Annotated in this window: 30 protein-coding genes, 3 tRNA genes and 1 other RNA gene; 8 read left to right on the top strand and 26 right to left on the bottom strand. The window is 64.2% G+C overall.

The features are described 5' to 3' along the window. Positions 1-29: 29 nt before the first annotated feature. The 6 genes from SX1_RS14870 to tkt form a co-directional block, all read right to left on the bottom strand. Positions 30-650 (bottom strand): glutathione S-transferase family protein, encoded by a 621-nt coding sequence (locus SX1_RS14870; protein ID WP_019053632.1) that lies wholly within the window; start codon positions 648-650, stop codon positions 30-32. After that, entirely contained in the window at positions 647-1,363 is a 717-nt protein-coding gene (gene thiE, locus SX1_RS14865) for a thiamine phosphate synthase (RefSeq protein WP_019053631.1), read from the bottom strand. The genes SX1_RS14870 and thiE overlap by 4 nt, the downstream gene beginning before the upstream one ends. 72 nt (positions 1,364-1,435) lie before the next feature. Beyond that, positions 1,436-2,341 carry a fructose bisphosphate aldolase gene (locus SX1_RS14860; RefSeq protein WP_019053630.1) on the bottom strand — a complete coding sequence of 302 codons (906 nt, stop codon included), beginning with the start codon at positions 2,339-2,341 and terminating at the stop codon, positions 1,436-1,438. A 69-nt stretch (positions 2,342-2,410) separates the two neighbouring features. Next, positions 2,411-3,613: a phosphoglycerate kinase gene (locus SX1_RS14855; protein ID WP_019053629.1), complete on the bottom strand. Its 1,203-nt coding sequence runs from the start codon at positions 3,611-3,613 to the stop codon at positions 2,411-2,413. A gap of 58 nt (positions 3,614-3,671) precedes the next feature. Next, a complete protein-coding gene (gap, locus tag SX1_RS14850) occupies positions 3,672-4,679 on the bottom strand; it encodes a type I glyceraldehyde-3-phosphate dehydrogenase (protein ID WP_026149797.1) in 1,008 nt (335 codons plus the stop codon). Between the two features lie 29 nt (positions 4,680-4,708). Beyond that, positions 4,709-6,676 (bottom strand): transketolase, encoded by a 1,968-nt coding sequence (tkt, locus tag SX1_RS14845; RefSeq protein WP_019053627.1) that lies wholly within the window; start codon positions 6,674-6,676, stop codon positions 4,709-4,711. Positions 6,677-6,870: 194 nt separating this feature from the next. Here tkt and SX1_RS14840 point away from each other — a divergent pair, with 194 nt between their 5' ends. From SX1_RS14840 to SX1_RS14825, 5 genes are all read left to right on the top strand, one after another. After that, a complete protein-coding gene (locus SX1_RS14840; RefSeq protein WP_026002256.1) occupies positions 6,871-7,062 on the top strand; it encodes a hypothetical protein in 192 nt (63 codons plus the stop codon). Continuing rightward, on the top strand, positions 7,055-7,390 hold the full coding sequence (locus tag SX1_RS14835) for a cell division protein ZapA (protein WP_019053625.1): 336 nt from the start codon (positions 7,055-7,057) through the stop codon (positions 7,388-7,390). The genes SX1_RS14840 and SX1_RS14835 overlap by 8 nt, the downstream gene beginning before the upstream one ends. Before the next feature lie 11 nt (positions 7,391-7,401). Beyond that, positions 7,402-7,558: non-coding RNA, 6S RNA (gene ssrS, locus SX1_RS25125), on the top strand. A gap of 122 nt (positions 7,559-7,680) precedes the next feature. Further along, complete coding sequence (locus SX1_RS14830; protein ID WP_019053624.1) at positions 7,681-8,277, top strand: 5-formyltetrahydrofolate cyclo-ligase; 597 nt, start codon at positions 7,681-7,683, stop codon at positions 8,275-8,277. Continuing rightward, positions 8,274-8,510, top strand: a complete 237-nt coding sequence (locus SX1_RS14825; RefSeq protein WP_019053623.1) for a DUF2842 domain-containing protein — start codon at positions 8,274-8,276, stop codon at positions 8,508-8,510. The genes SX1_RS14830 and SX1_RS14825 overlap by 4 nt, the downstream gene beginning before the upstream one ends. 43 nt (positions 8,511-8,553) lie before the next feature. Here the strand turns inward: SX1_RS14825 and SX1_RS14820 are convergent. From SX1_RS14820 to SX1_RS14810, 3 genes are all read right to left on the bottom strand, one after another. After that, positions 8,554-8,630: transfer RNA gene (locus SX1_RS14820), tRNA-Asp, on the bottom strand. A gap of 82 nt (positions 8,631-8,712) precedes the next feature. Further along, a tRNA-Asp gene (locus SX1_RS14815) sits at positions 8,713-8,789 on the bottom strand. A 42-nt stretch (positions 8,790-8,831) separates the two neighbouring features. Continuing rightward, positions 8,832-9,986 carry an AI-2E family transporter gene (locus SX1_RS14810; RefSeq protein ID WP_026002257.1) on the bottom strand — a complete coding sequence of 385 codons (1,155 nt, stop codon included), beginning with the start codon at positions 9,984-9,986 and terminating at the stop codon, positions 8,832-8,834. Between the two features lie 170 nt (positions 9,987-10,156). Here SX1_RS14810 and SX1_RS14805 point away from each other — a divergent pair, with 170 nt between their 5' ends. After that, positions 10,157-10,630, top strand: coding sequence for a hypothetical protein (locus SX1_RS14805; protein ID WP_017182387.1), 474 nt, complete (start codon positions 10,157-10,159; stop codon positions 10,628-10,630). A gap of 3 nt (positions 10,631-10,633) precedes the next feature. On the opposite strand, the gene SX1_RS14800 is transcribed toward SX1_RS14805, so the two are convergent. From SX1_RS14800 to thyA, 4 genes are all read right to left on the bottom strand, one after another. Continuing rightward, positions 10,634-11,962, bottom strand: coding sequence for a dihydrolipoamide acetyltransferase family protein (locus SX1_RS14800; RefSeq protein ID WP_019053621.1), 1,329 nt, complete (start codon positions 11,960-11,962; stop codon positions 10,634-10,636). A 5-nt stretch (positions 11,963-11,967) separates the two neighbouring features. Beyond that, positions 11,968-12,972: an alpha-ketoacid dehydrogenase subunit beta gene (locus tag SX1_RS14795; protein WP_026149796.1), complete on the bottom strand. Its 1,005-nt coding sequence runs from the start codon at positions 12,970-12,972 to the stop codon at positions 11,968-11,970. A 41-nt stretch (positions 12,973-13,013) separates the two neighbouring features. Next, entirely contained in the window at positions 13,014-14,309 is a 1,296-nt protein-coding gene (locus tag SX1_RS14790; RefSeq protein ID WP_019053619.1) for a 3-methyl-2-oxobutanoate dehydrogenase (2-methylpropanoyl-transferring) subunit alpha, read from the bottom strand. 120 nt (positions 14,310-14,429) lie between these two features. Further along, on the bottom strand, positions 14,430-15,353 hold the full coding sequence (gene thyA, locus SX1_RS14785) for a thymidylate synthase (protein ID WP_043145757.1): 924 nt from the start codon (positions 15,351-15,353) through the stop codon (positions 14,430-14,432). A gap of 133 nt (positions 15,354-15,486) precedes the next feature. On the opposite strand from thyA, the gene SX1_RS14780 reads away from it, so the two are divergent. Further along, a complete protein-coding gene (locus SX1_RS14780) occupies positions 15,487-15,819 on the top strand; it encodes a JAB domain-containing protein (protein WP_255209770.1) in 333 nt (110 codons plus the stop codon). A gap of 102 nt (positions 15,820-15,921) precedes the next feature. Then, positions 15,922-15,998 (top strand) — tRNA-Pro (locus tag SX1_RS14775). A gap of 6 nt (positions 15,999-16,004) precedes the next feature. Here SX1_RS14775 and SX1_RS14770 read toward each other — a convergent pair. The 13 genes from SX1_RS14770 to SX1_RS14710 form a co-directional block, all read right to left on the bottom strand. Beyond that, a complete protein-coding gene (locus tag SX1_RS14770) occupies positions 16,005-17,315 on the bottom strand; it encodes a hypothetical protein (RefSeq protein WP_255209769.1) in 1,311 nt (436 codons plus the stop codon). Positions 17,316-17,466: 151 nt separating this feature from the next. Then, positions 17,467-17,838 (bottom strand): hypothetical protein, encoded by a 372-nt coding sequence (locus SX1_RS24255; RefSeq protein WP_157410222.1) that lies wholly within the window; start codon positions 17,836-17,838, stop codon positions 17,467-17,469. Continuing rightward, on the bottom strand, positions 17,835-18,122 hold the full coding sequence (locus SX1_RS14760; protein WP_019053614.1) for a Lar family restriction alleviation protein: 288 nt from the start codon (positions 18,120-18,122) through the stop codon (positions 17,835-17,837). Before SX1_RS14760 ends, SX1_RS24255 begins: the two co-directional genes overlap by 4 nt. After that, on the bottom strand, positions 18,119-18,517 hold the full coding sequence (locus SX1_RS14755) for a hypothetical protein (RefSeq protein ID WP_019053613.1): 399 nt from the start codon (positions 18,515-18,517) through the stop codon (positions 18,119-18,121). The genes SX1_RS14760 and SX1_RS14755 overlap by 4 nt, the downstream gene beginning before the upstream one ends. After that, a complete protein-coding gene (locus SX1_RS14750; RefSeq protein WP_019053612.1) occupies positions 18,510-18,749 on the bottom strand; it encodes a hypothetical protein in 240 nt (79 codons plus the stop codon). Before SX1_RS14750 ends, SX1_RS14755 begins: the two co-directional genes overlap by 8 nt. After that, positions 18,742-19,155, bottom strand: a complete 414-nt coding sequence (locus SX1_RS14745; protein WP_019053611.1) for a hypothetical protein — start codon at positions 19,153-19,155, stop codon at positions 18,742-18,744. Before SX1_RS14745 ends, SX1_RS14750 begins: the two co-directional genes overlap by 8 nt. Then, a complete protein-coding gene (locus SX1_RS22720; RefSeq protein ID WP_019053610.1) occupies positions 19,148-19,447 on the bottom strand; it encodes a MarR family transcriptional regulator in 300 nt (99 codons plus the stop codon). Before SX1_RS22720 ends, SX1_RS14745 begins: the two co-directional genes overlap by 8 nt. After that, positions 19,440-19,886, bottom strand: a complete 447-nt coding sequence (locus SX1_RS14735; protein WP_019053609.1) for a hypothetical protein — start codon at positions 19,884-19,886, stop codon at positions 19,440-19,442. The genes SX1_RS22720 and SX1_RS14735 overlap by 8 nt, the downstream gene beginning before the upstream one ends. Beyond that, on the bottom strand, positions 19,883-20,464 hold the full coding sequence (locus tag SX1_RS24850) for a J domain-containing protein (RefSeq protein ID WP_019053608.1): 582 nt from the start codon (positions 20,462-20,464) through the stop codon (positions 19,883-19,885). Before SX1_RS24850 ends, SX1_RS14735 begins: the two co-directional genes overlap by 4 nt. Beyond that, positions 20,457-20,618, bottom strand: a complete 162-nt coding sequence (locus SX1_RS24250) for a hypothetical protein (protein WP_167539645.1) — start codon at positions 20,616-20,618, stop codon at positions 20,457-20,459. The genes SX1_RS24850 and SX1_RS24250 overlap by 8 nt, the downstream gene beginning before the upstream one ends. A gap of 11 nt (positions 20,619-20,629) precedes the next feature. After that, positions 20,630-20,953, bottom strand: coding sequence for a hypothetical protein (locus tag SX1_RS23520; RefSeq protein WP_167539644.1), 324 nt, complete (start codon positions 20,951-20,953; stop codon positions 20,630-20,632). A gap of 139 nt (positions 20,954-21,092) precedes the next feature. Beyond that, entirely contained in the window at positions 21,093-21,338 is a 246-nt protein-coding gene (locus SX1_RS14715) for a hypothetical protein (RefSeq protein WP_019053606.1), read from the bottom strand. After that, positions 21,329-21,739, bottom strand: coding sequence for a hypothetical protein (locus SX1_RS14710; RefSeq protein WP_019053605.1), 411 nt, complete (start codon positions 21,737-21,739; stop codon positions 21,329-21,331). Before SX1_RS14710 ends, SX1_RS14715 begins: the two co-directional genes overlap by 10 nt. Between the last annotated feature and the right edge of the window lie 167 nt (positions 21,740-21,906).

The raw sequence follows: 21,906 nt of genomic DNA, 5'->3' as shown, positions 1-21,906 counted from the left end.
GATGGATATAGGCAGGGACGCAACGCCGATCAGGCGTAGGCATAAGGCCCGCCCGCCGCCAGCGCCGCCTGATAGGCGGGGCGTGCCTGCATCTCGGCCAGCCAGCGCATGATCGCGGGCCGCGAACCGTTCAGGCCGCCGCGCGCGCGGGACGCTTCGATCGGGAAGCTCATCATCATGTCCGCAGCGGTGAAACTGTCACCGGCGAAATAGCGACGCGACGCCAGTTCACTTTCCAGCCAGTCGAGATGATCGTCGAGCATCCGTTGCACCGTTGGCCGCGCGGGGCGACCAAGCAGGCCGAGCTTGCCTATGATGAGCAGCGCGAGCAGCGGCGGCATCATCGATCCTTCGGCATAATGCATATATTGGCGGTAGCGGATCGCCCCCGGCGCGTCTGCGGGCGGGCCGAATCGGCCTGCGCGGGCGACCAGATAGTCCATGATCGCGCCGGTTTCGATCAGCGCATGGCCGTCCACCTGCACCACCGGGGAGCGCCCCAACGGATGGATGGCGCGCAACGCGGCTGGCGCACGCATCGTCTTGCGGTCGCGTTCGTAGCGGATGACCTGATAGGGTTCGCCCAGTTCCTCCAGCAGCCAGAGAATACGTTGCGACCGGCTGTTGTTGAGGTGATGGACGATGATCATTTGGGTTCCGGCGCTCCGTTACGGACCTGTTGCAGCACATCGGCAAAGGCTGCAACGCCAGCGCCCGGTCCCCCCGGATGGTTCCACACCGCGCTGCTGACCGCCAGAAAATCCGCGCCTGCGGCGACCAGTGGCGCTGCGTTTTCCGCCGTCACCCCGCCGATTGCGACGCAGGGCAGTTCGAACAGCGTCGTCCACCACCCCAGGATGGACGGTTCGGCATGGTGCAGCACCGCCTTCGTCGTCGTGGGATAGAAGGCGCCGAACGCGACATAGTCGGCACCCGCCTCCCCCGCTTCCATCGCCAGATGGCGGCTGTCATGGCAGGTGACGCCAATCTGCACCCTGGGCCCAAGGATTTTGCGCGCCTCCCGCGGGTCGCCATCGCCCTGCCCCAGATGCACGCCGTCCGCGCCGAGGCGCTGCGCCAAAGCGACGCTATCGTTGATGATGAACGCTACATCACGTTGCGCGCAAAGCGCCTGCAACGGCGTGGCGAGTGCAGCAATCGCGTCCTCTTCCAGCCCTTTGAGCCGCAACTGGAACGCGGCCACATCGCCGCCGTCCAGCGCCGTGGCCAGCGTGTCGACGAAACTGGCGTCGATCGTGGGCGGGGAGATCAGATAAAGCTGGCAGGCGGGGCGGAAACCCTGTTCGAACTGGTCGGCGAAATGCGGGTCGAGCGCCAGCTCTTCATCTGTAAAATCGGTCATGCTTCGCGCTTAACCCATAGCGGAGGAGCGCGAAAGGGGGGCCGGGCGGGCCTGCGCCCGCCCGACCGGCAATCAGGCAGCGACAGGCGTTTTCGCGACCGACGCGCCGTGGATTTCGTCAATCGCTTCGCCAAGCGAGGCGTTGAATTCATCATCGCTCATCTGGTGGCGCAGGTCATTGAGCAGCGCGCGGCTGAAGCTGGCGATGATGCCACGATTCTTCGCCAGTTCGACGCAGGCTTCGGGACGGGCAAAGCCGCCCGACAGGGCCACAACGCGCAGGACGCGGGGGTGATCGACCAGCGGGTCGAACAGGCCAGGCTGGACCGGCAGCGACAGCTTGAGCATCACCTGCTGATCAGCGGGCAGCGCATCGAGCGCCTTAAGCAGTTCGTCGAGCAGGATCGCGTCGGCTTCGGCCCGCTCCGGCGACTTGATATTCACTTCCGGCTCGATGATCGGCATCAGGCCAGCGGCCAGAACTTGGCTGCCGATTTCGAACTGCTGCTTGACGACCGCGGCGATGCCTTCGCGATTGGCAAGGTTGATGACCGAGCGTTCCTTGGTTCCGAATACGCCCAGCCCCTTGGCGCGGTGCAGCAATATGTCGAGGTCGGGATTGGGCTTCATCACCTGAACGCCGTTCGCCTCATCCTCCAGACCCTTGTCGATCTTGATGAAGGGCACGACGCCGCGCTCGATCAGCGCCTGCGGCGTCGGCTTGCCATCGACGGTGCCGTCCATCGTGCGTTCAAACAGGATCGCGCCCAGCACCTTGTCGCCGGTGAACACGGGCGAGGTAATGATGCGGCTGCGCATCGCGTGGATCAGGCCGAACATTTCCTCGTCATTGGCCCACGCACCTTCTTCGATACCATAGCCCTTGAGCGCCTTGGGCGTCGACCCACCGCTCTGGTCGAGTGCGGCGATAAAGCCTTCGCCTGTCGCAATCTTCTGTTTCTGAACCTGATCCAGCATCTGCACATACTCTCTCTTGAATGGGATAGCGCTGCCCTCTCCAAGACGGCGCTACCGTTGACCGGGTCGTCAGACCATCAAAGCCTTTACGCCCGGTAAATCCTTGCCTTCCATCCATTCCAGGAAAGCGCCGCCCGCCGTCGAGACGAAGGTGAAATCGGCTGCTGCCCCTGCATGGTTAAGGGCCGCCACAGTATCGCCGCCGCCAGCGACCGAGGTCAACTGGCCTTCCTTGGTCAGTGCCGCCGCGGTGCGGGCCAGCGCGACGGTCGCCGTGTCGAACGGCGCAATTTCGAACGCGCCCAATGGCCCGTTCCACACGAGCGTCCGGCAGGTCTTGAGCACATCGGCCAGCGCCTCGACAGCGGCGGGGCCGACGTCGAGGATCATTTCGTCATCCGCAACCTCATGGACGTTGCAGGTGCGGACCGAGGGCGGGTTGGCGGCAAATTCCTTGGCCACCACCACGTCATAGGGAAGATGGATGGTGCATCCGGCCGCTTCCGCCGCGTCGAAAATGGCTTCTGCGGTGTCGGCCAGATCCTTTTCGCACAGCGATTTGCCAACATCGACCCCGCGCGCATGGAGGAAGGTGTTGGCCATGCCGCCGCCGATGATCAGATGATCGACCTTGGTGACCAGATGGTTCAGCACGTCAAGCTTGGTCGACACCTTCGCGCCGCCGACGACGGCGGCGACCGGCTTGACCGGCGTGCCCAGCGCCGCTTGCAGCGCATCGAGTTCGCGCTCCATCGCACGCCCGGCGAAGGATGGCAGCTTGTGCGCCAGCCCTTCGGTCGAGGCATGGGCGCGGTGCGCGGCGGAAAAAGCGTCGTTGACGTAGAAATCAGCGATGGCCGCCATCGCATCGACCAAGGCGGGATCATTCTTTTCCTCGCCCGGATGGAAACGGGTATTTTCCAGGATCGCTATGTCACCGGCGCGCATCACGGCAATGCCGTCCGCCGCTGCATCACCCTGGCAATCGGGAATGAACTGGACTTCGCGCCCCAGCACCTGGGTCAGGGGCCGGGTGATCTTCGAGAGCGAATATTCCGGGTTCTTCTGCCCCTTGGGACGGCCGAAATGGGCCAGGATCAGCACCTTGGCACCGCGATCGGCCAGTTCCAGCACGGTCGGCATGGCCGAACGCAGGCGGGTGTCATCGCTGACCGAGCCGTCCTGCATCGGCACGTTCAGATCCTCGCGCACCAGCACGGCCTTGCCGTGAATGTCGCCCATATCATCGAGTGTCTTGAACGGCTTGGTCATGGATATTCCCTGTTGCTTCTCAACAAAAAGGGGACGGTTTTACCCGCCCCCGCTTCCCTTACAGGAACTTTGCCACCACGCCGCTGGTGTCAATCATGCGGTTGGAGAAGCCCCATTCATTGTCGTACCAGCTGAGCACGCGGACCAGCTTGCCTTCGATGACCGCGGTTTCCAGGCTGTCGACGGTCGAGGATGCCGGGTCGCCATTGAAATCGATCGAAACCAGCGGTTCGTCGGTATAGGCCAGAACGCCCTTCATCGGACCGTCGGCTGCGGCTTTCAGCAGGCCGTTGACCTCCTCGATCGTGGTGGCGCGGCTGGGGATGAACTTCAGGTCCACGACCGACACGTTCGGGGTCGGCACGCGCACCGACGAACCGTCCAGCTTGCCCTTGAGCGCAGGCAGAACTTCACCCACCGCGCGGGCGGCACCCGTGGTGGTCGGGATCATCGACAGGGCAGCGGCGCGGGCGCGGCGCATGTCCTTGTGGATCTGGTCCAGCGTGTTCTGGTCGTTGGTGTAGCTGTGGATCGTCGTCATGAAGCCGCTTTCGATGCCGATGGCGTCGTGCAGCACCTTGGCGAGCGGCGCCAGGCAGTTGGTGGTGCAGCTGGCGTTGGAAATGACGATGTCGTCAGCGGTCAGCGCGTCATGGTTGACGCCGAACACGATGGTCTTGTCCACGCCGGTTGCGGGTGCGGAAATGACGACGCGCTTGGCGCCAGCGGTCAGATGGGCGCTGGCCTTGGCCTTGTCCGCGAAGATGCCGGTGCATTCCAGGGCGATTTCCACGCCCTGCGCCGCGTGGGGCAGCTTGGCGGGGTCACGCTCGGCGGTCACGGCAATGCGCTTCCCATCGATGACCAGGAAATCGCCATCGACGCTGACGTCGCCCTTCCAGTTGCCATGCACCGAATCGCGCTTGAACAGCAGGGCGTTCGCCTTGGCGTCGCCCAGATCGTTGATGCTGACCAGTTCAAGATCATGGTCGGTGCGCGAAAGAATGGCGCGCGCCACCAGGCGACCGATACGTCCGAAACCGTTAATTGCTACCTTCGTTGCCACTGCACTAGCCTCCGCAAGTTGTTGTTCGGTCAGTTGTTGAGAGCAGCCACGATCTGCGGCGCAATCTTTGCGGCCGTCAGGCCGAAATGGTCGTAAAGCGCTTCGGCAGGCGCGGACGCGCCGAAACTGTCGATGCCAAAGCGCAGGCCAGCGATGCCGGTATGGCGTTCCCAGCCAAAGGTCGTGCCCGCCTCGATCGACACGCGCAGCACATGGTGCGGCAGCAGGTCGTCCCTGTAGCTTTGCGGCTGCGCGTCGAAATGCGTCCAGCTGGGCATGGAAACAACGTCAGCACCAATGCCCTGTTCTTCCAGCGCCCTGGCGGTATCGACCGCGATCTCGACTTCGGAGCCGGTGGCGATCAGCACCACCTTGCGCTCGGCGGTCGCGGCGACCAGGCGATAGGCGCCCTTGGACGACAGATTTTCGCTCTTTTCCGTGCGCAACTGCGGCAGGTTCTGGCGGGTGAGCGCCAGAACCGACGGGCCGGTTGCATCCTTCAGCGCAAGTTCCCAGCATTCCGCCGTCTCGACAATGTCGGCGGGGCGATAGACGTCCAGATTGGGAATCATCCGCATCGACATGACATGCTCGATCGGCTGATGGGTCGGGCCATCTTCGCCAAGGCCGATGCTGTCATGGGTCAGCACATGGATGACGCGCTGCTGCTGAAGCGCGGCCAGGCGAATGCCAGCACGCATATAGTCCGAAAAGACAAGGAAGGTGCCGCCATAAGGGATGACCCCGCCGTGCAGCGCCATGCCGTTCATCGCGCAGGCCATGCCGAATTCGCGAATGCCATAATAGACATAGCGACCCGCATAGTCATCGCGCGTCAGCGGCCCGGTCGACTTGGTCTTGGTATTGTTGGAGCCGGTAAGATCTGCCGAACCGCCCAGCGTTTCGGGCAACAGGTCGTTGATCGCGCCGAGCGCCAATTCGCTTGCCTTGCGGGTCGCGACCTTCTGCGGCGCGGCGATCAGGCTGTCGATATAGGCTTCCAGCGAGAAATTATCGGGCAGATCGCCAGCCATGCGGCGCATGAATTCCGCGCCGTTTGCATCGCTTGCAAGGCGCGCTTCCCAGGCGGCGCGAACGTCGCTGCCCTTCGCGCCAATCGCCTGCCATGCGGCGGCAATGTCCTCAGGGATAACGAAGGGCGCTGCGTCCCAGCCCAGAAATTCGCGCGCGGCGGCGACTTCGGCCTCGCCCAGCGCGGACCCATGGACGCCCGACGTGCCCGCCTTGTTGGGCGAACCATAGCCGATCTTGGTGGCGCAGGCGACCAGCGACGGGCGCGAATCAGCGACCGCTTCGGCCAGCGCGCGGCGCACATCGGCAACGTCATGGCCATCGCACGACACGACATGCCAGCCGGTCGCCTCGTAACGGGCGCGGACATCTTCGCTGCTCGACAGGTCGACAGCGCCGTCGATGGTGATCTTGTTATCGTCCCACAGCACGATCAGGCGGCCAAGGTTCAGGTGACCGGCCAAGCCAATCGCTTCATGGTTGATGCCTTCCATCAGGCACCCGTCACCGGCAAGCACCCAGGTGCGGTGATCGACCAGCGCGTCGCCGAACTGGGCGTTCAGGTGCCGCTCGGCAATCGCCATGCCGACGGCAGTGGCAAGGCCAGAACCCAGCGGACCCGTGGTCGCTTCCACGCCAGCCAGCTCGAAATTTTCAGGATGCCCTGCGCACGGGCTGTGCAACTGGCGGAAATTGGCAATGTCCTCGATCGTCGGGCGCGCATAGCCGGTCAGGTGCAGCAGGCTGTAGATCAGCATCGAACCATGGCCAGCCGACAGGACGAAGCGGTCACGGTCGGCCCATTTGGGCTGGGTCGGATCGAATTTCAGATAATCGCTGAACAGCACTGTGGCGACGTCGGCCATGCCCATGGGCATGCCCGGATGGCCGCTATTGGCGGCCTGCACCGCGTCCATGGAGAGCGCCCGGATGGCGTTGGCGAGCGACTTATCGGAAACGGTCATCGGCAGCGTGTGTCTTTCCTGAGCAGGACTGGCCTCCCCGCAAGCTGTACGGGCGAGTCGAGATCGCGCCTCCTTTGTCGCGTCAAGCCCCATGCGTCAACCGCAGCGGGCCGGAAAGCGGCTTCTTGTCCGCCCAATGATCGCTTTTGTACCGCATCAAGTTTCGCTATGCACAGGCTATGGCAAGCGAGCGCATGATGCAGGCAATTGGCACGCTGGAACGTGCAGTGGGTCGGCTCGAACAGGATGTGGCCCGCCTTGTGGCGGCCCCGCCCCCCTCCTCACCCTCCAGTGGCGAACCGGACATGGATGTGGATGGCGCGCGCGCGGCGCTGCGGTCGCTCGATGAACTGATTGCCGATCTGAAGGGCCGGACCATTGGCTGAAACCACGCTGCACATAGCCGGGCGTCATTATGACATCAGATGCCGCGATGGGGAGGAGGCGCATCTCGCCCATCTCGCCAGCCTGATCGAGCAAAAGGCGAAAGCCGCGCAGCAGGGCGCGCCGGGCATGACGGAGGTGCGCAGCCTGTTGTTCGCCGCGCTGTTCCTGGCCGACGAACTGAACGACATGCGCCGCGACACCGCAGCCCGCCAGCAAAGGCTGGCGCTGGAAGCGGAGGACGAGCCGGCGGCGCAGGCGATAGAGGCGCTGGCGGCACGAATAGAAAAGCTGCGCACCGGGCTTGCCGCCCGCGCCACGGACGCCTAGATTGGGGTGGACGGGTACTGCCTGGTACGAGCTTTAGCGAACATCCCTGAGGCGATAATCACATCCTAGGGGGCTGTCCCTGGGCGGGTTCCGGCCCGATCTACATGGTCCCCACCTGACGTTGAGGCGTCAGAGGATTTTCCAGCAAACGGCCAAGGCGGTCCCGTCACCCTTCCAACGCAAGCGATCCAAATATAGACGTGCTCCCGCGCAGCCGGGAACCCGGTGCACAGGGCAGGACTGGGCTTCCGCCTGCGCGGGAACATCATAGCGAACGGGCAGAGATACGAATGAACGGCGACACCATCGACAAGACGAGCCTGCGCCAGATCGCCCGCGATCGCCGCCGCGCGTTCGTCTCGACGCTTGATCCGCTGGCGCACCGGCTGGCGTTCAAGGTGCTGCCTTCCCCCCTCGCCCGCCGCATCGCGGACGCGCAGGTGGTAGCGCTCTATATGGGACTGGACGATGAAGCCCCGGCGCAGCGGCTGGCGCAGCAACTGATCGCCATGGGCAAGACCGTGGCGTTGCCGCGCGTGCTGGATCGGCTAGGCAGCATGGACTTCCTGCGCTGGCAGCCTGACGACATATTGCTGCCCGGCCCGTTCCGCACCAGCCACCCCGCGCCCGGCGATGGCCCGGTGACGCCGGACGTCATCATCGCTCCGCTGGTCGGGTTCGACCGGGCGATGAACAGGCTGGGTCAGGGCGGCGGCTATTATGACCGCGCCTTTGCCCGCCTGCCCGACGCGCTGCGCATCGGCATTGCCTGGTCGGTGCAGGAACAGGATATGGTTCCGGCCGACCCATGGGACTTGCCGCTGCACATGGTGCTGACCGAAGTGGAACTGATCGAAGGCCTTCCCGCCGCAGGAGCTGTCGCATGAACATAGACCCGCGCCATTATCATCAGCCCAGCTGGCGCAAGCCGGTGGGGATGCTGGCGATCGTCGGGCTGATCGCATTATGGGCGGTCATGGTGGCCAGCCTGTCCGGCATCATCGGCACGCTGCCGATATGGGCGCAGACGCCGATCTATGTCGTGCTGGGGATCGTGTGGATATGGGTGCTGCCGCTGCGCCGCCTGCTCGCTTGGATGGAGACGGGACGCTGGCGCTAAAGCCGACCATGTATCGAAGAAAACACTTTCCGATGAAGGAAAGTGGCGCGAGTGACGGGGCTCGAACCCGCGACCTCCGGCGTGACAGGCCGGCACTCTAACCAACTGAGCTACACCCGCGCAGGGTGACATCCGTTCGGGATTTCACTCCCCAGACGATGCTGTCTGATCCACCTTATTCCCACCTTCCTGTCAAGGAAAGTGGCGCGAGTGACGGGGCTCGAACCCGCGACCTCCGGCGTGACAGGCCGGCACTCTAACCAACTGAGCTACACCCGCGTTCGGTGTGGAAGCGCCGTCTATGTGCGTCCGCCGGGACTGTCAACCGTCCGTTTCGGCTGTTTTCGCATTCTCGTCACTTTCTTTGCGCGGCGCGACCGTCAGCGTCCCCTGCTCGAACAGGAAACCGGCGATATCCGGCGTGCCTGCGGCAGAAACGACGGTCTGGATGATGATCAGCAGCGGCACGCCCAGCAGCGCGCCCGGCGTCCCCCACACCCAGCCCCAGAAGGTGAGCGACACCAGAATCAGCAGCGGGTTCATCGTCAGCCGCCGCCCCAGCACCGTCGGCGTGATGACGTTCGCCTCGACCAGATGGAAACCGACCTGCAAGGCCGCGGGCATCATGGCGACCCACACATCGTCAAATACCATCAGCCCGCCCAGCGCCAGCAGCACAGCCGCCAGCATGGGTCCGAAATAGGGGATGAAGTTGAGCAGCGCGACGATCCCGCCCCACATCAGGGGCGATGGCATCCCGATCAGCCACAGCGCCAACGCGACCGCCAGCCCCAGGCACAGGTTGATGACGGCGATGGTGATGACATAGGCCGATGTGGCGTCGACCACATTCTGGATCACCCGCGCCACCGCCAGCGCGCCGTCGAAACTGTCCCGGCTGTTGATCGTGCGCCGCCGCAGGCGGGTCCAGCCCGCCAGGAAGAAATAGATGATGAGCAGCGCAAACACCATCTGGATGATCGCCGCCGGGGCCGATGTGGCGGCAAATTGCAGCAGGGAACGCGGCGTGTCGACCGTCGCCGTCTGCGCCGCTGCAACCGGCCCTGTCGCCAGCATCTGCACCGTTTCATCGACGAAGCGCTGAAGGTTGGAATAAAAGTCGATCAGCGGAGCCAGGTTCGCCTGTATCTGTGGCAAGCGCTGCGGCAGGATACGGAACCAGTCGGTCGCTGGCACGATGATCAGCACCAGCGCGGTATTGGCCACGATCAGAAAGCCGATCACCGCCAGCAGCGCGGCCAGCCCCGACGGCAACCGGCGCCGCTCCATCCATTCCAGCAGCGGCACCAGCGCGATCGCGATCACCAGCGCGGCGGTCAGCGGCAGGAAAAACTCCGCCCCCGCGCGCAACGCAAAGGGCAGCGCCAATATCAGCCCGATCCCCGTCGTCAGCGCGATCGACGCGAGCAGCCGGTCGCGCCTGCGGTTGATTTCCAGCTGTTCCGGCGGTTTCACGGTGGATTGATTCTCCGGTCGAAAGACCCGCCAGATGTGCGCTCGCCGCCAGCGGGCGTCAATTTGCAAAGCGTCTCCGATCGCGGGCTGATCGCGGAAAAACAGTCGCTTAACCAAATATTGGCTCAGCCGTTCTAGGATGAGAACGGGGACGCAGAACGGGGACGGGCATGAAAGCCGCCACATTGTCATGGATCATCGCGCTCAGCGGCCTTGCCGTGCCGCACGCCGCATCGGCGCAACCGGGCGTCGAACTGGACACGCAGATGTTTGTCGAACGGGTGACAACCGACGTCAACGGACGGTCCCGCCGCATATTGGCGAGCGCTGACAAGGTCGCGCCGGGCGATCAACTGATCGTCATCGTCCATTGGCGCAATGCGGGCAACGCGCCGCTGCGTGATCAGGCCGTGGTTCGCTCGCTGCCGCGCGGTATGCAGATCGACCCGACCGATCCAACGATGCAGGTGTCGGTCGACGGCGGCGCGCATTGGGGCCGGATGGATCAGCTATGGCTGCCCACGCCCCTGGGCGGCACGCGCCGCGCCGTGGCGGCAGACGTCACCCATATCCGCTGGTCGCTGCCGCAAGCGGTGCCGCCCGGCCATGCCGGACGGCTAAGCTATCGCGCGACTATGCGCTGATCCTCAATCCACGAAAAGAAGAGCGGGATTTTCGAGCAGTTTGCGGACGGCCTGGACATAGCTTGCCGCGTCCCAGCCATCGACGACGCGGTGGTCGCAACTGATCGACAGGTTCATCAGCTTCGCCGCGACAATCTCCTTGCCCCGGAAAACGGGCCGCTCGATCACGCGGTTGGGACCGATGATCGCGACTTCGGGCCGGTTGATGACCGGCGTGGTGGCGATCCCGCCCAGCGGACCCAGCGACGTCAGCGTCAGGGTGGAGCCGGACAGTTCCTCCGACTTCGCCTTGCCCGACCGGGCAGCGTCGGCCAAGCGACGGATTTCACCCGCCAACTGCCAGACATTGCGGTCCTGCGCGTCGCGGATCACCGGCACCATCAGCCCCGCATCGGTCTGCGTCGCCAGCCCCAGATGAACCGATCCGTGGCGCGTGACCACGCCCGCCTCATCATCATAACGGGCGTTGAGCATCGGAAAGTCGGGCAAAGTCTTGCAGATGGCGACGATCAGCAGCGGCAACATGGTCAGCTTGGGCTTGTCGCCCCGGCTGGCGTTGAGCTGTTCGCGCAAGGCTTCCAGCGCGGTGACGTCGATTTCCTCGACATAGGTGAAATGGGGAATGTGCCGTTTGGACGCGGCCATATTCTCCGCAATCCGGCGGCGCATGCCGATGACCTTGACCTGCTCGTCGGGGCGGCGCGCCGATTTTCCCGCCGCGCGATAGCCCTGCCCCTGTCCGTAGAGCAGATAGGCATCGAGATCGGCGTGGCGGATATGATCGCCCGCCGACTTCACCTGCGCGAGGTCGATACCCAGATCCTTCGCACGGGCGCGGACGGCGGGGGAGGCGAGGATGGGGGATGAAGTCTCATGCCCGCTTCCGTCAGGGCTGAGCGAAGTCGAAGCCTTCGGCTCAGCCGCAGGCGACGCCGCCTCTCCTTCGGTTCGGCTGGGCCGTTCGACAGGCTCAGCGCCTGCCCCCGGCTCGATCGCGGGGCGACCGGATGTCGGTTCCTCGATAACCGCCTCACCCGGCACTTCCGCCTCGATCGCCTCGACCGATGGCGGCGGCGCGGCGACATCCTCGCCTTCCACCTCGATCTCGACCAGCATACTGCCGATCGACACCTGATCGCCCTCCTCGCCTGCCAGTCGTACGACGGTCCCCGCGACCGGGCTTTCCATCTCGACCGTCGCCTTGTCGGTCATCATGTCGGCTATCGGCTGGTCCTCTTCGACCCGATCGCCGACCTTGACGTGCCAACCGACGATTTCGGCCTGCGCAATGCCTTCGCCGATGTCCGGCAGCTTGAATGTGAACAGAGCCATGGCGCTCAATCCTTCATGATCTTGTTGATGGCTTCGCGGATGCGGACGGGGCCGGGGAAATAGGCCCATTCCAGGCTGTGCGGATAGGGCGTGTCGAACCCGGTCACCCGCTCGATCGGCGCTTCGAGATAGTGGAAGCAGCGTTCCTGCACCTGCGCCAGCAGCTCCGCGCCAAAACCGCTGGTGCGGGTCGCTTCATGCACGATCAGGCAGCGGCCGGTCTTTTTCACCGACGCTTCGATCGTTTCGATGTCGAGCGGCACGAGGCTGCGCAGGTCGACGATCTCCGCGTCCAGCCCCAGCATCGCAACGGTATGTTCGACGACATGGACCATCGTGCCATAACACAGGATGGTCAGCGCCCCGCCCGCCCGCGCGATCCGCGCCTTGCCCAGCGGGATGCGGTAATAGCCGGTCGGCACCTGCGCGTCGGCATGGCCGGCCCAGCTGGTCGCGGGCGTGTCATATTCGCCATCGAACGGGCCGTTATAGATGCGCTTGGGTTCAAAGAAGATCGTCGGATCATTATCCTCGATCGCCGCGATCAGCAGTCCCTTGGCATCATAGGGGGTGGACGGGATGACCGTCTTGATCCCCGAACAATGGGTGAAAATGCCTTCGGGTGACTGGCTGTGCGTCTGCCCGCCGAAAATGCCGCCGCCAAAGGGCGATCGCACCGTCATGGGCGCGATGAACTCACCCGCCGAACGATAGCGCAGCCGCCCCGCTTCGGACACAAGCTGGTCGAGCGCGGGATAGATATAGTCGGCAAACTGGATTTCCGGCACGGGCCGCAGGCCATAGGCGCCCATGCCGACCGCCACGCCAATGATACCGCATTCGGTGATCGGCGTGTCGAACACGCGGTTCTTGCCATATTTCTGTTGCAGCCCGGCGGTGGCGCGGAACACGCCGCCGAAAAAGCCGACATCCTCGCCCATCACCACGACGGTGGGGTCGCGTTCCATCATCACGTCCATGGCGCTATTGATCGCCTGGATCATGTTCATCTGCTGCACGTCCGTGCCTGCGTCTTGCGTCATGACATCACTCACAGCCCCGCCGCCTTCCATTCGTCCAGCATCTGCTGCTGCTGTTCCTTAAGGTGCCGGGGCATCTCCTCGAACACATCCTCGAACATGCTTTCCATCGGATGGTGGAGGCCATGGCCAAGGATACCGTTCTTTTCCGCCTCACGGGCGGCGTCGCGGACCAGTTCGGCCAATTCCTTGTCCATCGCGGCGTGGCGGTCCTCGTCCCAGATGCCAAGGGCGATGCAGTGCTGCTTCAACCGCGCGATCGGATCGCCCAGCGGCCACAGGCTGCTTTCTTCGGCGGAGCGATAGGCGGACGGATCGTCCGATGTGCTGTGTCCCTCCACCCGATAGGTGAAATGTTCGATCAGCGTCGGCCCGGCATTGGCGCGCGCCCGGTCCGCGGCCCAGCGGGTCGCGGCATAGACCGCCAGCACGTCATTACCGTCGACGCGCAGCCCGGCAATGCCATAGCCCACGGCGCGCGCGGCAAAGGTGGTCGCCTCCGCCCCGGCAAAGCCCGAAAAGCTGCTGATCGCCCATTGATTGTTGACGATGTTCATGATGACCGGCGCGCGATAGACGCTGGCGAAGGTGCAGGCGCTGTGAAAGTCGCCCTCCGCCGTCGATCCTTCGCCGCACCAGGTCGCCGCGATCCGGGTGTCGCCGCGCGCTGCGCTCGCCATCGCCCAGCCGACCGCCTGGGGATATTGGGTGGTCAGATTGCCGGAGATCGAGAAGAATCCGGCATCCCGCGCCGAATACATGATGGGTAGCTGGCGGCCCTTCAGCCGGTCGCCTTTGTTCGAATAGATCTGGTTCATCATGTCGATGATCGGCCAGTCGCGGGCAATCAATATGCCCTGCTGGCGATAGCTGGGGAAACACATGTCGTCGCGGTCCAGCGCCAGCGCCGCGCCGATCGACACGGCTTCCTCGCCCGTCGACTTCATGTAGAAACTGGTCTTGCCCTGCCGCTGCGCCCGGAACATGCGCGCATCGAATGCGCGGGTCAGCGCCATGGTGCGCAGCATCCGCAAGAGCGTTTCAGAGGGCAGATTGGGATTCCACTGGCCCACCGCTGCGCCATTTTCGTCCAGCACGCGCACCAGCCCATAGGCCATGTCGCGCATCGTCGCGGGCTGCGCCGTCTCGTCGGGCCGTGGTGCCGCGTCGGCAGCGGGAATGTCGAAATGGGTGAAGTCCGCGCTCTCGCCGGGCCGGGCTGGCGGTTCGGGAACGTGCAGGCGCAGCGGGGGCAGATTATGCCCGGCCTTGCCCTGCAATCCTGCCGAATCGTGGGGATCGGTCATCCTGCCTCCTATGCTGCATCGCAATAATGTTGCTTGCCGATAACATTATATTACGTCGCAGCGAAAGGCAAGCCTTCCTGACCCATTTTTCCGTGTCGCTATGTTCGGCTCACTGTCGGCCTAGACAGCAACCGGCGCAGCAATATGGGCCTGCGGCGTATAGTCAGTCACCTCGAAATCCTCGATCGCGTAGCTGAAAATGTCCGAAGGTCGCCGATTGATCCGCAGCTTTGGCGCGCCCGACGGAATTCTCTCCATCTGCTCCTCCACCAATGCAGCGTGGTTAAGGTACAGATGGACGTCGCCACCCTGCCAGACCACCTCGCCCGGCTCCAGATCGCATTGCTGCGCCAGCATCCGGGTGATCATCGACAGGCCGAATATGTTGAACGCAAAGCCCAGCCCCAGGTCGCAACTGCGCTGGAACAGCAGGCAGTTGAGCTTCCCGTTCGCGACCTGGAACTGATAGGTCATATGACAGGGCGGCAACGCCATATTGGCGACTTCCGCCACGTTCCAGCCGGTAAACAGCAGGCGGCGAGACCCCGGCGTCGACCGGATCGCCGCGACCAGATCGGCAATCTGGTTATGCCCTTTCTCCGCGCGCCGGTAGAGCCCCTCTCCGGCTGCCTCGTAACGCGGCCAGTTGACCCATTGCGCGCCATAGACCGGCCCCAGATCGCCCCATTTTAATGCGAACGCCTCATCCTCGATGATTCGCGCCTCGAACGCATCCCGGTCGATCGCCTCGCCGGTGGCGCGGCGATAGGCATCCAGCGGCCAGTCGGTCCAGATATGGACGCCCTGCCGCACCAGTTCGCGAATATTGGTGTCGCCCGACAGGAACCACAGCATCTCACGCGCCGCGACCTTCCAGTAAACCCGCTTGGTCGTCAGCAGCGGCACTGCGTCGTCGGCCAGCGAAAAGCGCATCGTCGCGCCCAGGATCGACCGGGTGCCAACCCCGGTGCGGTCGATCCGTTCGTCGCCATGACGCCAGATATGGCGCATCAGGTCTATATATTGCTGCTCATAATGGGGCATCGTGTCGCGCAAGGGCGGGCATCCTGTATGAAGGCTGTGGATCACCGCCCGCTGTAGCCCAGCCAGCCCCGCCCGCCAATCTCCCCTTCATTCCGGATCAGAATAGGCGGCTATTCAACCAGAATGGCGCTGCTTGGGCTGGCGTGGCGAAACCGGCCCGCGTCACACTTCCCGCATGGCCGGACTGGACCTCATCATCCTTGACGCCGCCTGGCGACCGCGCGACCGTGTGCCGCTGGCGGACGACTGGCGCGCCGTCGTCAGCCAGTTGCTGGCGCTGGACGGGCAGTGGCTGGCGCTTCACCAGCGACGGCCCGGCGGCACCGCTGCCCTGCCCCGTCCGGCCGACATCGCCCTGACCCGCACCCTCGCCCGGCGGCTCCGCCCGCTCGACATGCGGCTGGCCGACCATATGATAGAGGCCGGGGAAAGCCGCTTCAGCTTCCGCGCGGCCGGGCTTTTGTGAGACGCAAAAAAAGCCGCTCTGGCCGCTTGCCAGCCTGAAAAGCCGTCTCTATAGGCTGCGGCCTGCCTTACGGGGTCGCCTCATCGCGGCTTCGGCATCGGTCGGGGAATAGCTCAGCCTGGTAGAGCACTGTCTTCGGGAGGCAGGGGCCGGAGGTTCGAATCCTCTTTCCCCGACCAACTTTTCTAAGCATTTCGTCCTCCATGGATGATCTTGAGTCCGGTGACATTCCGGCGAAAGGCACCCGGCGCCTTCGCCTCGATCTCGTCGATAATCTGCTCGGTGACTGCGAGCGCATTGGTCAGATAGCCCGCCTCGAACGCCGCATAGATGTCGGACGTCTTCGAGTGGACGCGGTGACCCAGCATCATCTGCCCTTCCACCCAGAGCGCTTCGCCCAGGCGGCTGCGCGCCAGCTTGGCGATCGAGCGGCGAATCAGTTTCTGCCCGGTCTCACCATCGCGCGGCAGGGACAGCTCGTGCTGCATCGCTTCGAACGCGGTGCGAATCGACTTGGGCCCGACGTAGAAGCCGACGGGTGCCGCCTTCAGCTGCTCGGCGAACTGGTGGGCGACCGGCACGACAGGACGATATTTCTTCGTCTGCGGTCGGCCGCGCTGGTTCAATGCCAGCGCCCGGATGTCGGGGTACCACTGGCGGCGCTCCGGCGCGGTCGACACGTCATAGGCAGCGTCCGGCCGGCACCAGGTCGCGACGCTGACGCGCAGGAAGCGCAGCAGCGCCTCGCGGTAGGCCAGCTGGCGATCATAGGCCTTGTCGCTCATGCCAGCGCTGCGCGGCGGGCGCAGGCAGTAGTTGAACATCTCGGCCAGTTTGGCGATGTCGGCACGATAGGCCGGGGTCTCGCTCACCTCGTCCGGCTTCCTGGCCTGGAACGCAGCGGCATAGGGTGTGTCGCCGCGCCCGTTGGCGTGGTTGATCGCGGCGCTGAGTGCGCGGACCGATCCTTCCACCGTGCCGGCGCTGCGATCGCCCAGCACCTTGCCTGCTGTCGACACGACCGGCACCTCGAACGCCCAGTCGCGGAAATCGTCGATCCACTCCTCGTTGACCTGGTCGCAGGTGGTGTCGAGTCGGTCCGTCTCGATCAGATAGTTCGAAACGTGCGCCAGCCGCGCCTTGATGGAGGTGAGCGAGGGCTTCTTGCGAACCGAGATGAGATAGTTGGACATGGCGTCGACCAGCGGATGCGGCGGGGCGCCGACGATCAGCTGACCGCACTCGTCGCAGATGCGCTGCCCCCGCTCCCGCTCTAGGAAGAGGGCGTCGAGTCTCTCTTCGGCCTGCCCGATATCCGTTGTGCGCGTCGAGCGAGACCGGACGTGTCCGCGTTCCGCGTCGTACCAGAAGATGTAGAGGTTGGGGGAACGGAGCGTACCGTCGGAGCGGCGGTCTCGGCCGAGCCAGTATTTTGGCCCTCCAAGGCGGGTTGTCCCCCTTGAATAGAGCGGTTCTTCATCGTTCGGGTTACGCATTGCTCTCTCAACATCTTGGCGTTTTCGGTCTGGACGAGGTCATTGACGCCGATCGCCGCCAACAGGACGACGTCATCGGCTTCCAGGCGGATGCCCCGTCCATTGAGGATGGCGCGCTGCATGCGCTCCGCGATTTCCGGGAGGGCGGCGCTCATTCGAGTTCAGCCCTTGCACGAAGCGCGGCGGCGCATAACGCAAGCGCTGGCGTCGAGGCATAGGCTCCCTCATGGATGCCCATCACCCCTTGACCGCAAACGGTCGCGCCCGGCCGGTAGCCAGTGTTCGTTACCTCGAAATTGCAGCCATCCGGCACAAGGGCCAATGCCGCATCCAGTGAGGCGGAGAAGCGCGGAAGCAGCACCCCATGATGGTTCTCATCATAGTAACATGTTCCGAGAGGATGCCCTTCATCAACCACGCGGATTCCAACAATTGGGTCGATCGCTCGGTCTACATTCCGGTCAGGGCCTTTTAGGGCCACAACGCGCTCAACAAGGGCGAGTAGCGTCACGCGGTCAGTCATGCCGCCTCCCCGTCCGCCCCGGGATCAAACCCGCCGCCGTTGCCGAACTGCGAGCCGATGGTGTCGAGGGTGGTGGCTGGGGCGGCGCGGCTGTCCCATGCTGTTCCTGCTGCGTCCCTTGCTGCTGCGGTGGTAGGATAGTCCGACAAGTCAACAAACGGGCCGCAAGCGCCGCAATCTTTGCAAATACCCCTCGCGACATCGAAATCTTCATCGTCAACTTCTGTTGATGCCTCGCCGCCACAGAACGGGCAGGCCACCCGCGCCTCAGTGTCTTTGGTCATGCCGCCTCCTCCATAGCTACCAGTGCGATCAGGTCGCCGATCGTCCGGGCCGCCAGTGCATCGGCGTCCGCGACGGGCAGGCCGCGCAGGATCTCCAGATGATAGGCGATCGAGATCCGCCGGAAATCGGTCGCGCGCAGGATCGCGTCGTCGTCGGCCAGCTTGACCGGGATGTATAGATGCGCCGCAATGACGATACGCGCCGCGTGCGCCGGATCGACGCCTGCCTCCCAGGCGCTGGCGATGAACTCCATCGGCTGGCGCTCGCCGTCGCGGTTGCATTCGCGGCAGAAGCCCGGCTTGGCGCACGCGCCAGCCATCCAGCGACCGTCGTTCTGGCGGAACTCGTGCCGCACGTCGATCCAGTCGCGGCGGATACGGACATGGTCAGACATCGGCTGGTTCCTCGAACGTGAGCGCCAACTGCGCGGCTTCGGTGAAATGGCCCGCCATCGCTTCGAGGATGCGGACAGCCTTCTTCATCGACGCGGCGCGCCGGTGCTTGTCCTGCTTGCGCATCCGGGCGGAATCGCGGAGCACCTTGCGGCCGACGAGGTGCATCGTGTTGCGCTCGCCCCAAGCGGGCGCGTCGATGATGGCGGCGATCGTCTGGGCGATGTCAGGCATTAGATGCCTCCCGATTCCCGCACGTGCAGGGGTCCGCATGTGCATCTTGCAGCTCGCCGTCCTCATCATCGTAACAAACGCGGCTGGCGAAGGCCTCGAGGCTCTTGTCGAGCGCTCCGGTGACGGCGTACGTGGGGTAAGACTCTTGCAGAAACTCCCAAGCTTCCCGAGCGGCAACGACCAGCGCAACCACATCCGCCGGCAACGACGGCGTGGCGAAGACAGGGAAGGCCTCAGCCTTGCGCCAGCTGTTGCTCTGTCGCTCAGCTGCTGCCGCCGCCGTTGCCTCGGACATAAAGACCTGCCCACACAGGACGCGGAACTCCCCATATTGGCGAGCCGAGCGCGTATGGGCTGCTCGAGCGGCGCGGAGCATCCACGCCACAGGCAAATCGCGATCAGCCATTGCGCCCTGCCTCCAGCGATAAGCGGAACGCCCTGCCCGCCTCGGTCACGTGAATGAAGCAGTCGCGGCGATCGCTGCCCCGCTTGCGCTCCAGCAGGCCGTCCCGCTCCATGCGGTTGAGCGCGCGCGTGATGACGGGCTTCTCCACCTTGATCGCGGCGGCCATGTCCTTCACGCGCAAAGGCTCGACGGCGTCGGCCGCAACGCCGATGATGGCGAGCTGGCGCAGCGTGAGGTCGATATAGGCCGGTGACCTGACGAAGGTCATTGCCTGGTCGATGAGGTTAGGCATGAGTGACCTCTCCTTCGAGCGACTGCTTGAGCATGTTCTGACCCCACATATTGAGGAAGCCGCGACACAGGCGCATCTTGGCCGTGTTCTTGCCGTCGGCTGGATAGGCGAACCCGTTTTCGTTCTTGGGTTCGATCGGCACGCCCTTGTGGCAGTAGAATTGTCCGCCGGCCTTCAGCGATGCCATCGTCTTCTTCCACTCTGCGGTGTCACCCTGCTCGGGGGAGCCCGGACGGAACGCGCAATTGTTGCACGGCTCGATGAAGGACGCATACCGTTCGTCCGGATCGATGGTGTCGGCTGGGTCGAAAGGCTCCCAGATCGTCTCGCAATTCCGGCAACCTCGGATCACGCGGGCATAGAAGCCGTTGGGGCTGGGCGCGTCGATGTCGATCGTCCGGCGCGAGGCGCAGCGGGGGCATTGATCGGCGCCCTTCATGGCTTGCCCGCCAGTCCGGCATCGCGCGCAGCATTGAGCCGGGCCATGGCATCCTGCGATCCACCCTTGTCCGGATGCGCCGTCGAGGCCAGTCGCTTGTATGCGGCATCAATTTCGCCGCGACTGGCGTCTGCGCTCACGCCCAGCACAGCATGCCACGCCTCCGGCGCAGGCAGCGCGACGAACCCTTTGAAGGTCTGGCGCACGATATGCAGCCCGCCGTGCCGCATTTCGGTCCGGCGCGCCTCCAGGATGTGGTAGATCGCCTGAAGATTATCCTCGGGCTTTGGATAGCGATCGACTGCTATGCAGCGCTGCTCGCCATCCCAGACGAACCAGGCAGCGACGCCTGTGTCCTTGACCGGCGAGACATCGAGGCCGCCGACGTTGGATGACAGGACGATGTTGGTTACAGCCTTGCCGCTATCGCGCGCGAAGAGCTGGAGGGCACCCTTCACGTTTTTCAGGGCGGCAGGGAGTGATGTCTTGAACTGGGAAGTCGCCTTACTGGGTGCGGGAGTGCGAGGCAGCGTTTCGGGCCAATGGAGCGGAAAGGCGGGGATGATGGGGTCAGCCATGGGCCAGCACCGCGCTGTCGTTGCCGCACTTGGGACAGGCGGCCCGCTTCATAAGCAGCGCCACCTTGTCGATCGACATCGGGAGGTGTGCGACGATCCAGACATGACTGCACAGCTCGTCACCACACCGGGCGGTGATAGTTTTTGTCAACACGCGCTCGTTACTCATGACGGGTTCACCTCGCCAGCATGCACGTTCACACCCTTGTCGATCAGCGCCTCGATCCAGAGGTCACGCATCTCGGGCGTGCAATGCTCCATCGCATCGAGCCAGGTCGGCGCCCGCCCGTACAACTGGTTGAACCGGACCGCGTAGAAGAGGCTCTGCGCATTGTGCGGCAGTTCCGGTTCATGCTCGGACCCGCACATCTCGCACTTCCCCCGCGCGGCTGGCATCATGTACATGGTCGTGGTGCCCGGCGTTTCCTCGCCGGTGGTCATGTCGATCGTCGTCATCCTGGTTTCGATCGGGATCATGGGGCGGGTCATCGGCTGGCCTTCCAGAATTGCCACCAAGGGCGGCGCGGTTGTTCCATCGGCAGGATCGGGCCGCGTGTGCGCTGCGCCTGCCATTGCGTGCGGGGTGTGGCCGTGAGCGGATCACGGCCGTTGGATTTGAAGCGGAGAGTCACGACGGCGCGCCGGTGCGGCTGGCCTCATACGCGGCCAGCGCCTCGAGCGACTGCTCCCGCGCTCCAGCCGCGCCGATCGACAAACCGATGCCGTCCGCAAGGTCGGCGTCGACGGTCGCGGACAGAAGGCGATTGAGCGCACGGGCCAGCAGCATGGCGACGTCTCCCGCGACCGGACCGGGCGAGATGGGCGCCGTCGTGCCGAGAAGCCGCGTCTGCACCGGGAAGGCGATCACATCCATGGCTGCACCCCCTGCGCGATCGCGTAGAAGAGCAGGCCGAGGCCAGTCACCACGAACAGGATCATGGTGGCCTCGTGCCACAGGTTCGCCTGCCAGAGCATGGCGACGCGCCGCTGGCGATATTCAGGCGTGCCGACGGTCAGCGCGGCCGGGTGGCGACCGTGCCGGCGGAGAAAATCCTTCGCCCAGGCCGCCGCGTCGTCCGCGCTGTTTTCAGGCATGCCAAGCGCAAGAGTCATGCGCTCCAGCCGCAGCCATGCGTCATCGGCGGCGCGGTCAGACAGGCTGCGCGGCGCGACCGCATCGCACAGGACGGATTCGAGCCAGTCGAGTTCTAACGCGACGACATCATGCTCAATGTCGATGGCGGGCCGCGTCGAGGTGATGGAGAGTGCAGACATATGACCTCCCGGTGATTACGGGAGCGATATTACGTTTATCGTAATTCCAGTCAAGCCTGCAAATTACGTTTCTCGTAATTTTCCAATATCAGTTATCCACAGGTTTCGCCTTCACAACCAGCCCGCGCTCTTTCAATCCGATATTGGACATATAGAACATATAAAGA

The organism is Sphingobium xenophagum NBRC 107872, from assembly GCF_000367345.1.
Classification (GTDB): Bacteria; Pseudomonadota; Alphaproteobacteria; order Sphingomonadales; family Sphingomonadaceae; genus Sphingobium; species Sphingobium xenophagum.
Note: the sequence above shows the minus strand (reverse complement) of the source record. Positions and strands in the feature narration are given on the sequence as shown.

What these genes read in the sequence shown, in the direction of transcription:
- SX1_RS14870 (WP_019053632.1), bottom strand. Translation starts at nt 650, where the DNA reads ATGATCATCGTCCATCACCTCAACAACAGCCGGTCGCAACGTATTCTC.
- thiE (WP_019053631.1), bottom strand. Translation starts at nt 1,363, where the DNA reads ATGACCGATTTTACAGATGAAGAGCTGGCGCTCGACCCGCATTTCGCC.
- SX1_RS14860 (WP_019053630.1), bottom strand. Translation starts at nt 2,341, where the DNA reads ATGCTGGATCAGGTTCAGAAACAGAAGATTGCGACAGGCGAAGGCTTT.
- SX1_RS14855 (WP_019053629.1), bottom strand. Translation starts at nt 3,613, where the DNA reads ATGACCAAGCCGTTCAAGACACTCGATGATATGGGCGACATTCACGGC.
- tkt (WP_019053627.1), bottom strand. Translation starts at nt 6,676, where the DNA reads ATGACCGTTTCCGATAAGTCGCTCGCCAACGCCATCCGGGCGCTCTCC.
- SX1_RS14840 (WP_026002256.1), top strand. Translation starts at nt 6,871, where the DNA reads ATGATGCAGGCAATTGGCACGCTGGAACGTGCAGTGGGTCGGCTCGAA.
- SX1_RS14830 (WP_019053624.1), top strand. Translation starts at nt 7,681, where the DNA reads ATGAACGGCGACACCATCGACAAGACGAGCCTGCGCCAGATCGCCCGC.
- SX1_RS14825 (WP_019053623.1), top strand. Translation starts at nt 8,274, where the DNA reads ATGAACATAGACCCGCGCCATTATCATCAGCCCAGCTGGCGCAAGCCG.
- SX1_RS14805 (WP_017182387.1), top strand. Translation starts at nt 10,157, where the DNA reads ATGAAAGCCGCCACATTGTCATGGATCATCGCGCTCAGCGGCCTTGCC.
- SX1_RS14800 (WP_019053621.1), bottom strand. Translation starts at nt 11,962, where the DNA reads ATGGCTCTGTTCACATTCAAGCTGCCGGACATCGGCGAAGGCATTGCG.
- SX1_RS14795 (WP_026149796.1), bottom strand. Translation starts at nt 12,972, where the DNA reads ATGAACATGATCCAGGCGATCAATAGCGCCATGGACGTGATGATGGAA.
- SX1_RS14790 (WP_019053619.1), bottom strand. Translation starts at nt 14,309, where the DNA reads ATGACCGATCCCCACGATTCGGCAGGATTGCAGGGCAAGGCCGGGCAT.
- thyA (WP_043145757.1), bottom strand. Translation starts at nt 15,353, where the DNA reads ATGCCCCATTATGAGCAGCAATATATAGACCTGATGCGCCATATCTGG.
- SX1_RS14770 (WP_255209769.1), bottom strand. Translation starts at nt 17,315, where the DNA reads ATGCGTAACCCGAACGATGAAGAACCGCTCTATTCAAGGGGGACAACC.
- SX1_RS24255 (WP_157410222.1), bottom strand. Translation starts at nt 17,838, where the DNA reads ATGACTGACCGCGTGACGCTACTCGCCCTTGTTGAGCGCGTTGTGGCC.
- SX1_RS14760 (WP_019053614.1), bottom strand. Translation starts at nt 18,122, where the DNA reads ATGACCAAAGACACTGAGGCGCGGGTGGCCTGCCCGTTCTGTGGCGGC.
- SX1_RS14755 (WP_019053613.1), bottom strand. Translation starts at nt 18,517, where the DNA reads ATGTCTGACCATGTCCGTATCCGCCGCGACTGGATCGACGTGCGGCAC.
- SX1_RS14750 (WP_019053612.1), bottom strand. Translation starts at nt 18,749, where the DNA reads ATGCCTGACATCGCCCAGACGATCGCCGCCATCATCGACGCGCCCGCT.
- SX1_RS14745 (WP_019053611.1), bottom strand. Translation starts at nt 19,155, where the DNA reads ATGGCTGATCGCGATTTGCCTGTGGCGTGGATGCTCCGCGCCGCTCGA.
- SX1_RS22720 (WP_019053610.1), bottom strand. Translation starts at nt 19,447, where the DNA reads ATGCCTAACCTCATCGACCAGGCAATGACCTTCGTCAGGTCACCGGCC.
- SX1_RS14735 (WP_019053609.1), bottom strand. Translation starts at nt 19,886, where the DNA reads ATGAAGGGCGCCGATCAATGCCCCCGCTGCGCCTCGCGCCGGACGATC.
- SX1_RS24850 (WP_019053608.1), bottom strand. Translation starts at nt 20,464, where the DNA reads ATGGCTGACCCCATCATCCCCGCCTTTCCGCTCCATTGGCCCGAAACG.
- SX1_RS23520 (WP_167539644.1), bottom strand. Translation starts at nt 20,953, where the DNA reads ATGACCCGCCCCATGATCCCGATCGAAACCAGGATGACGACGATCGAC.
- SX1_RS14715 (WP_019053606.1), bottom strand. Translation starts at nt 21,338, where the DNA reads ATGGATGTGATCGCCTTCCCGGTGCAGACGCGGCTTCTCGGCACGACG.
- SX1_RS14710 (WP_019053605.1), bottom strand. Translation starts at nt 21,739, where the DNA reads ATGTCTGCACTCTCCATCACCTCGACGCGGCCCGCCATCGACATTGAG.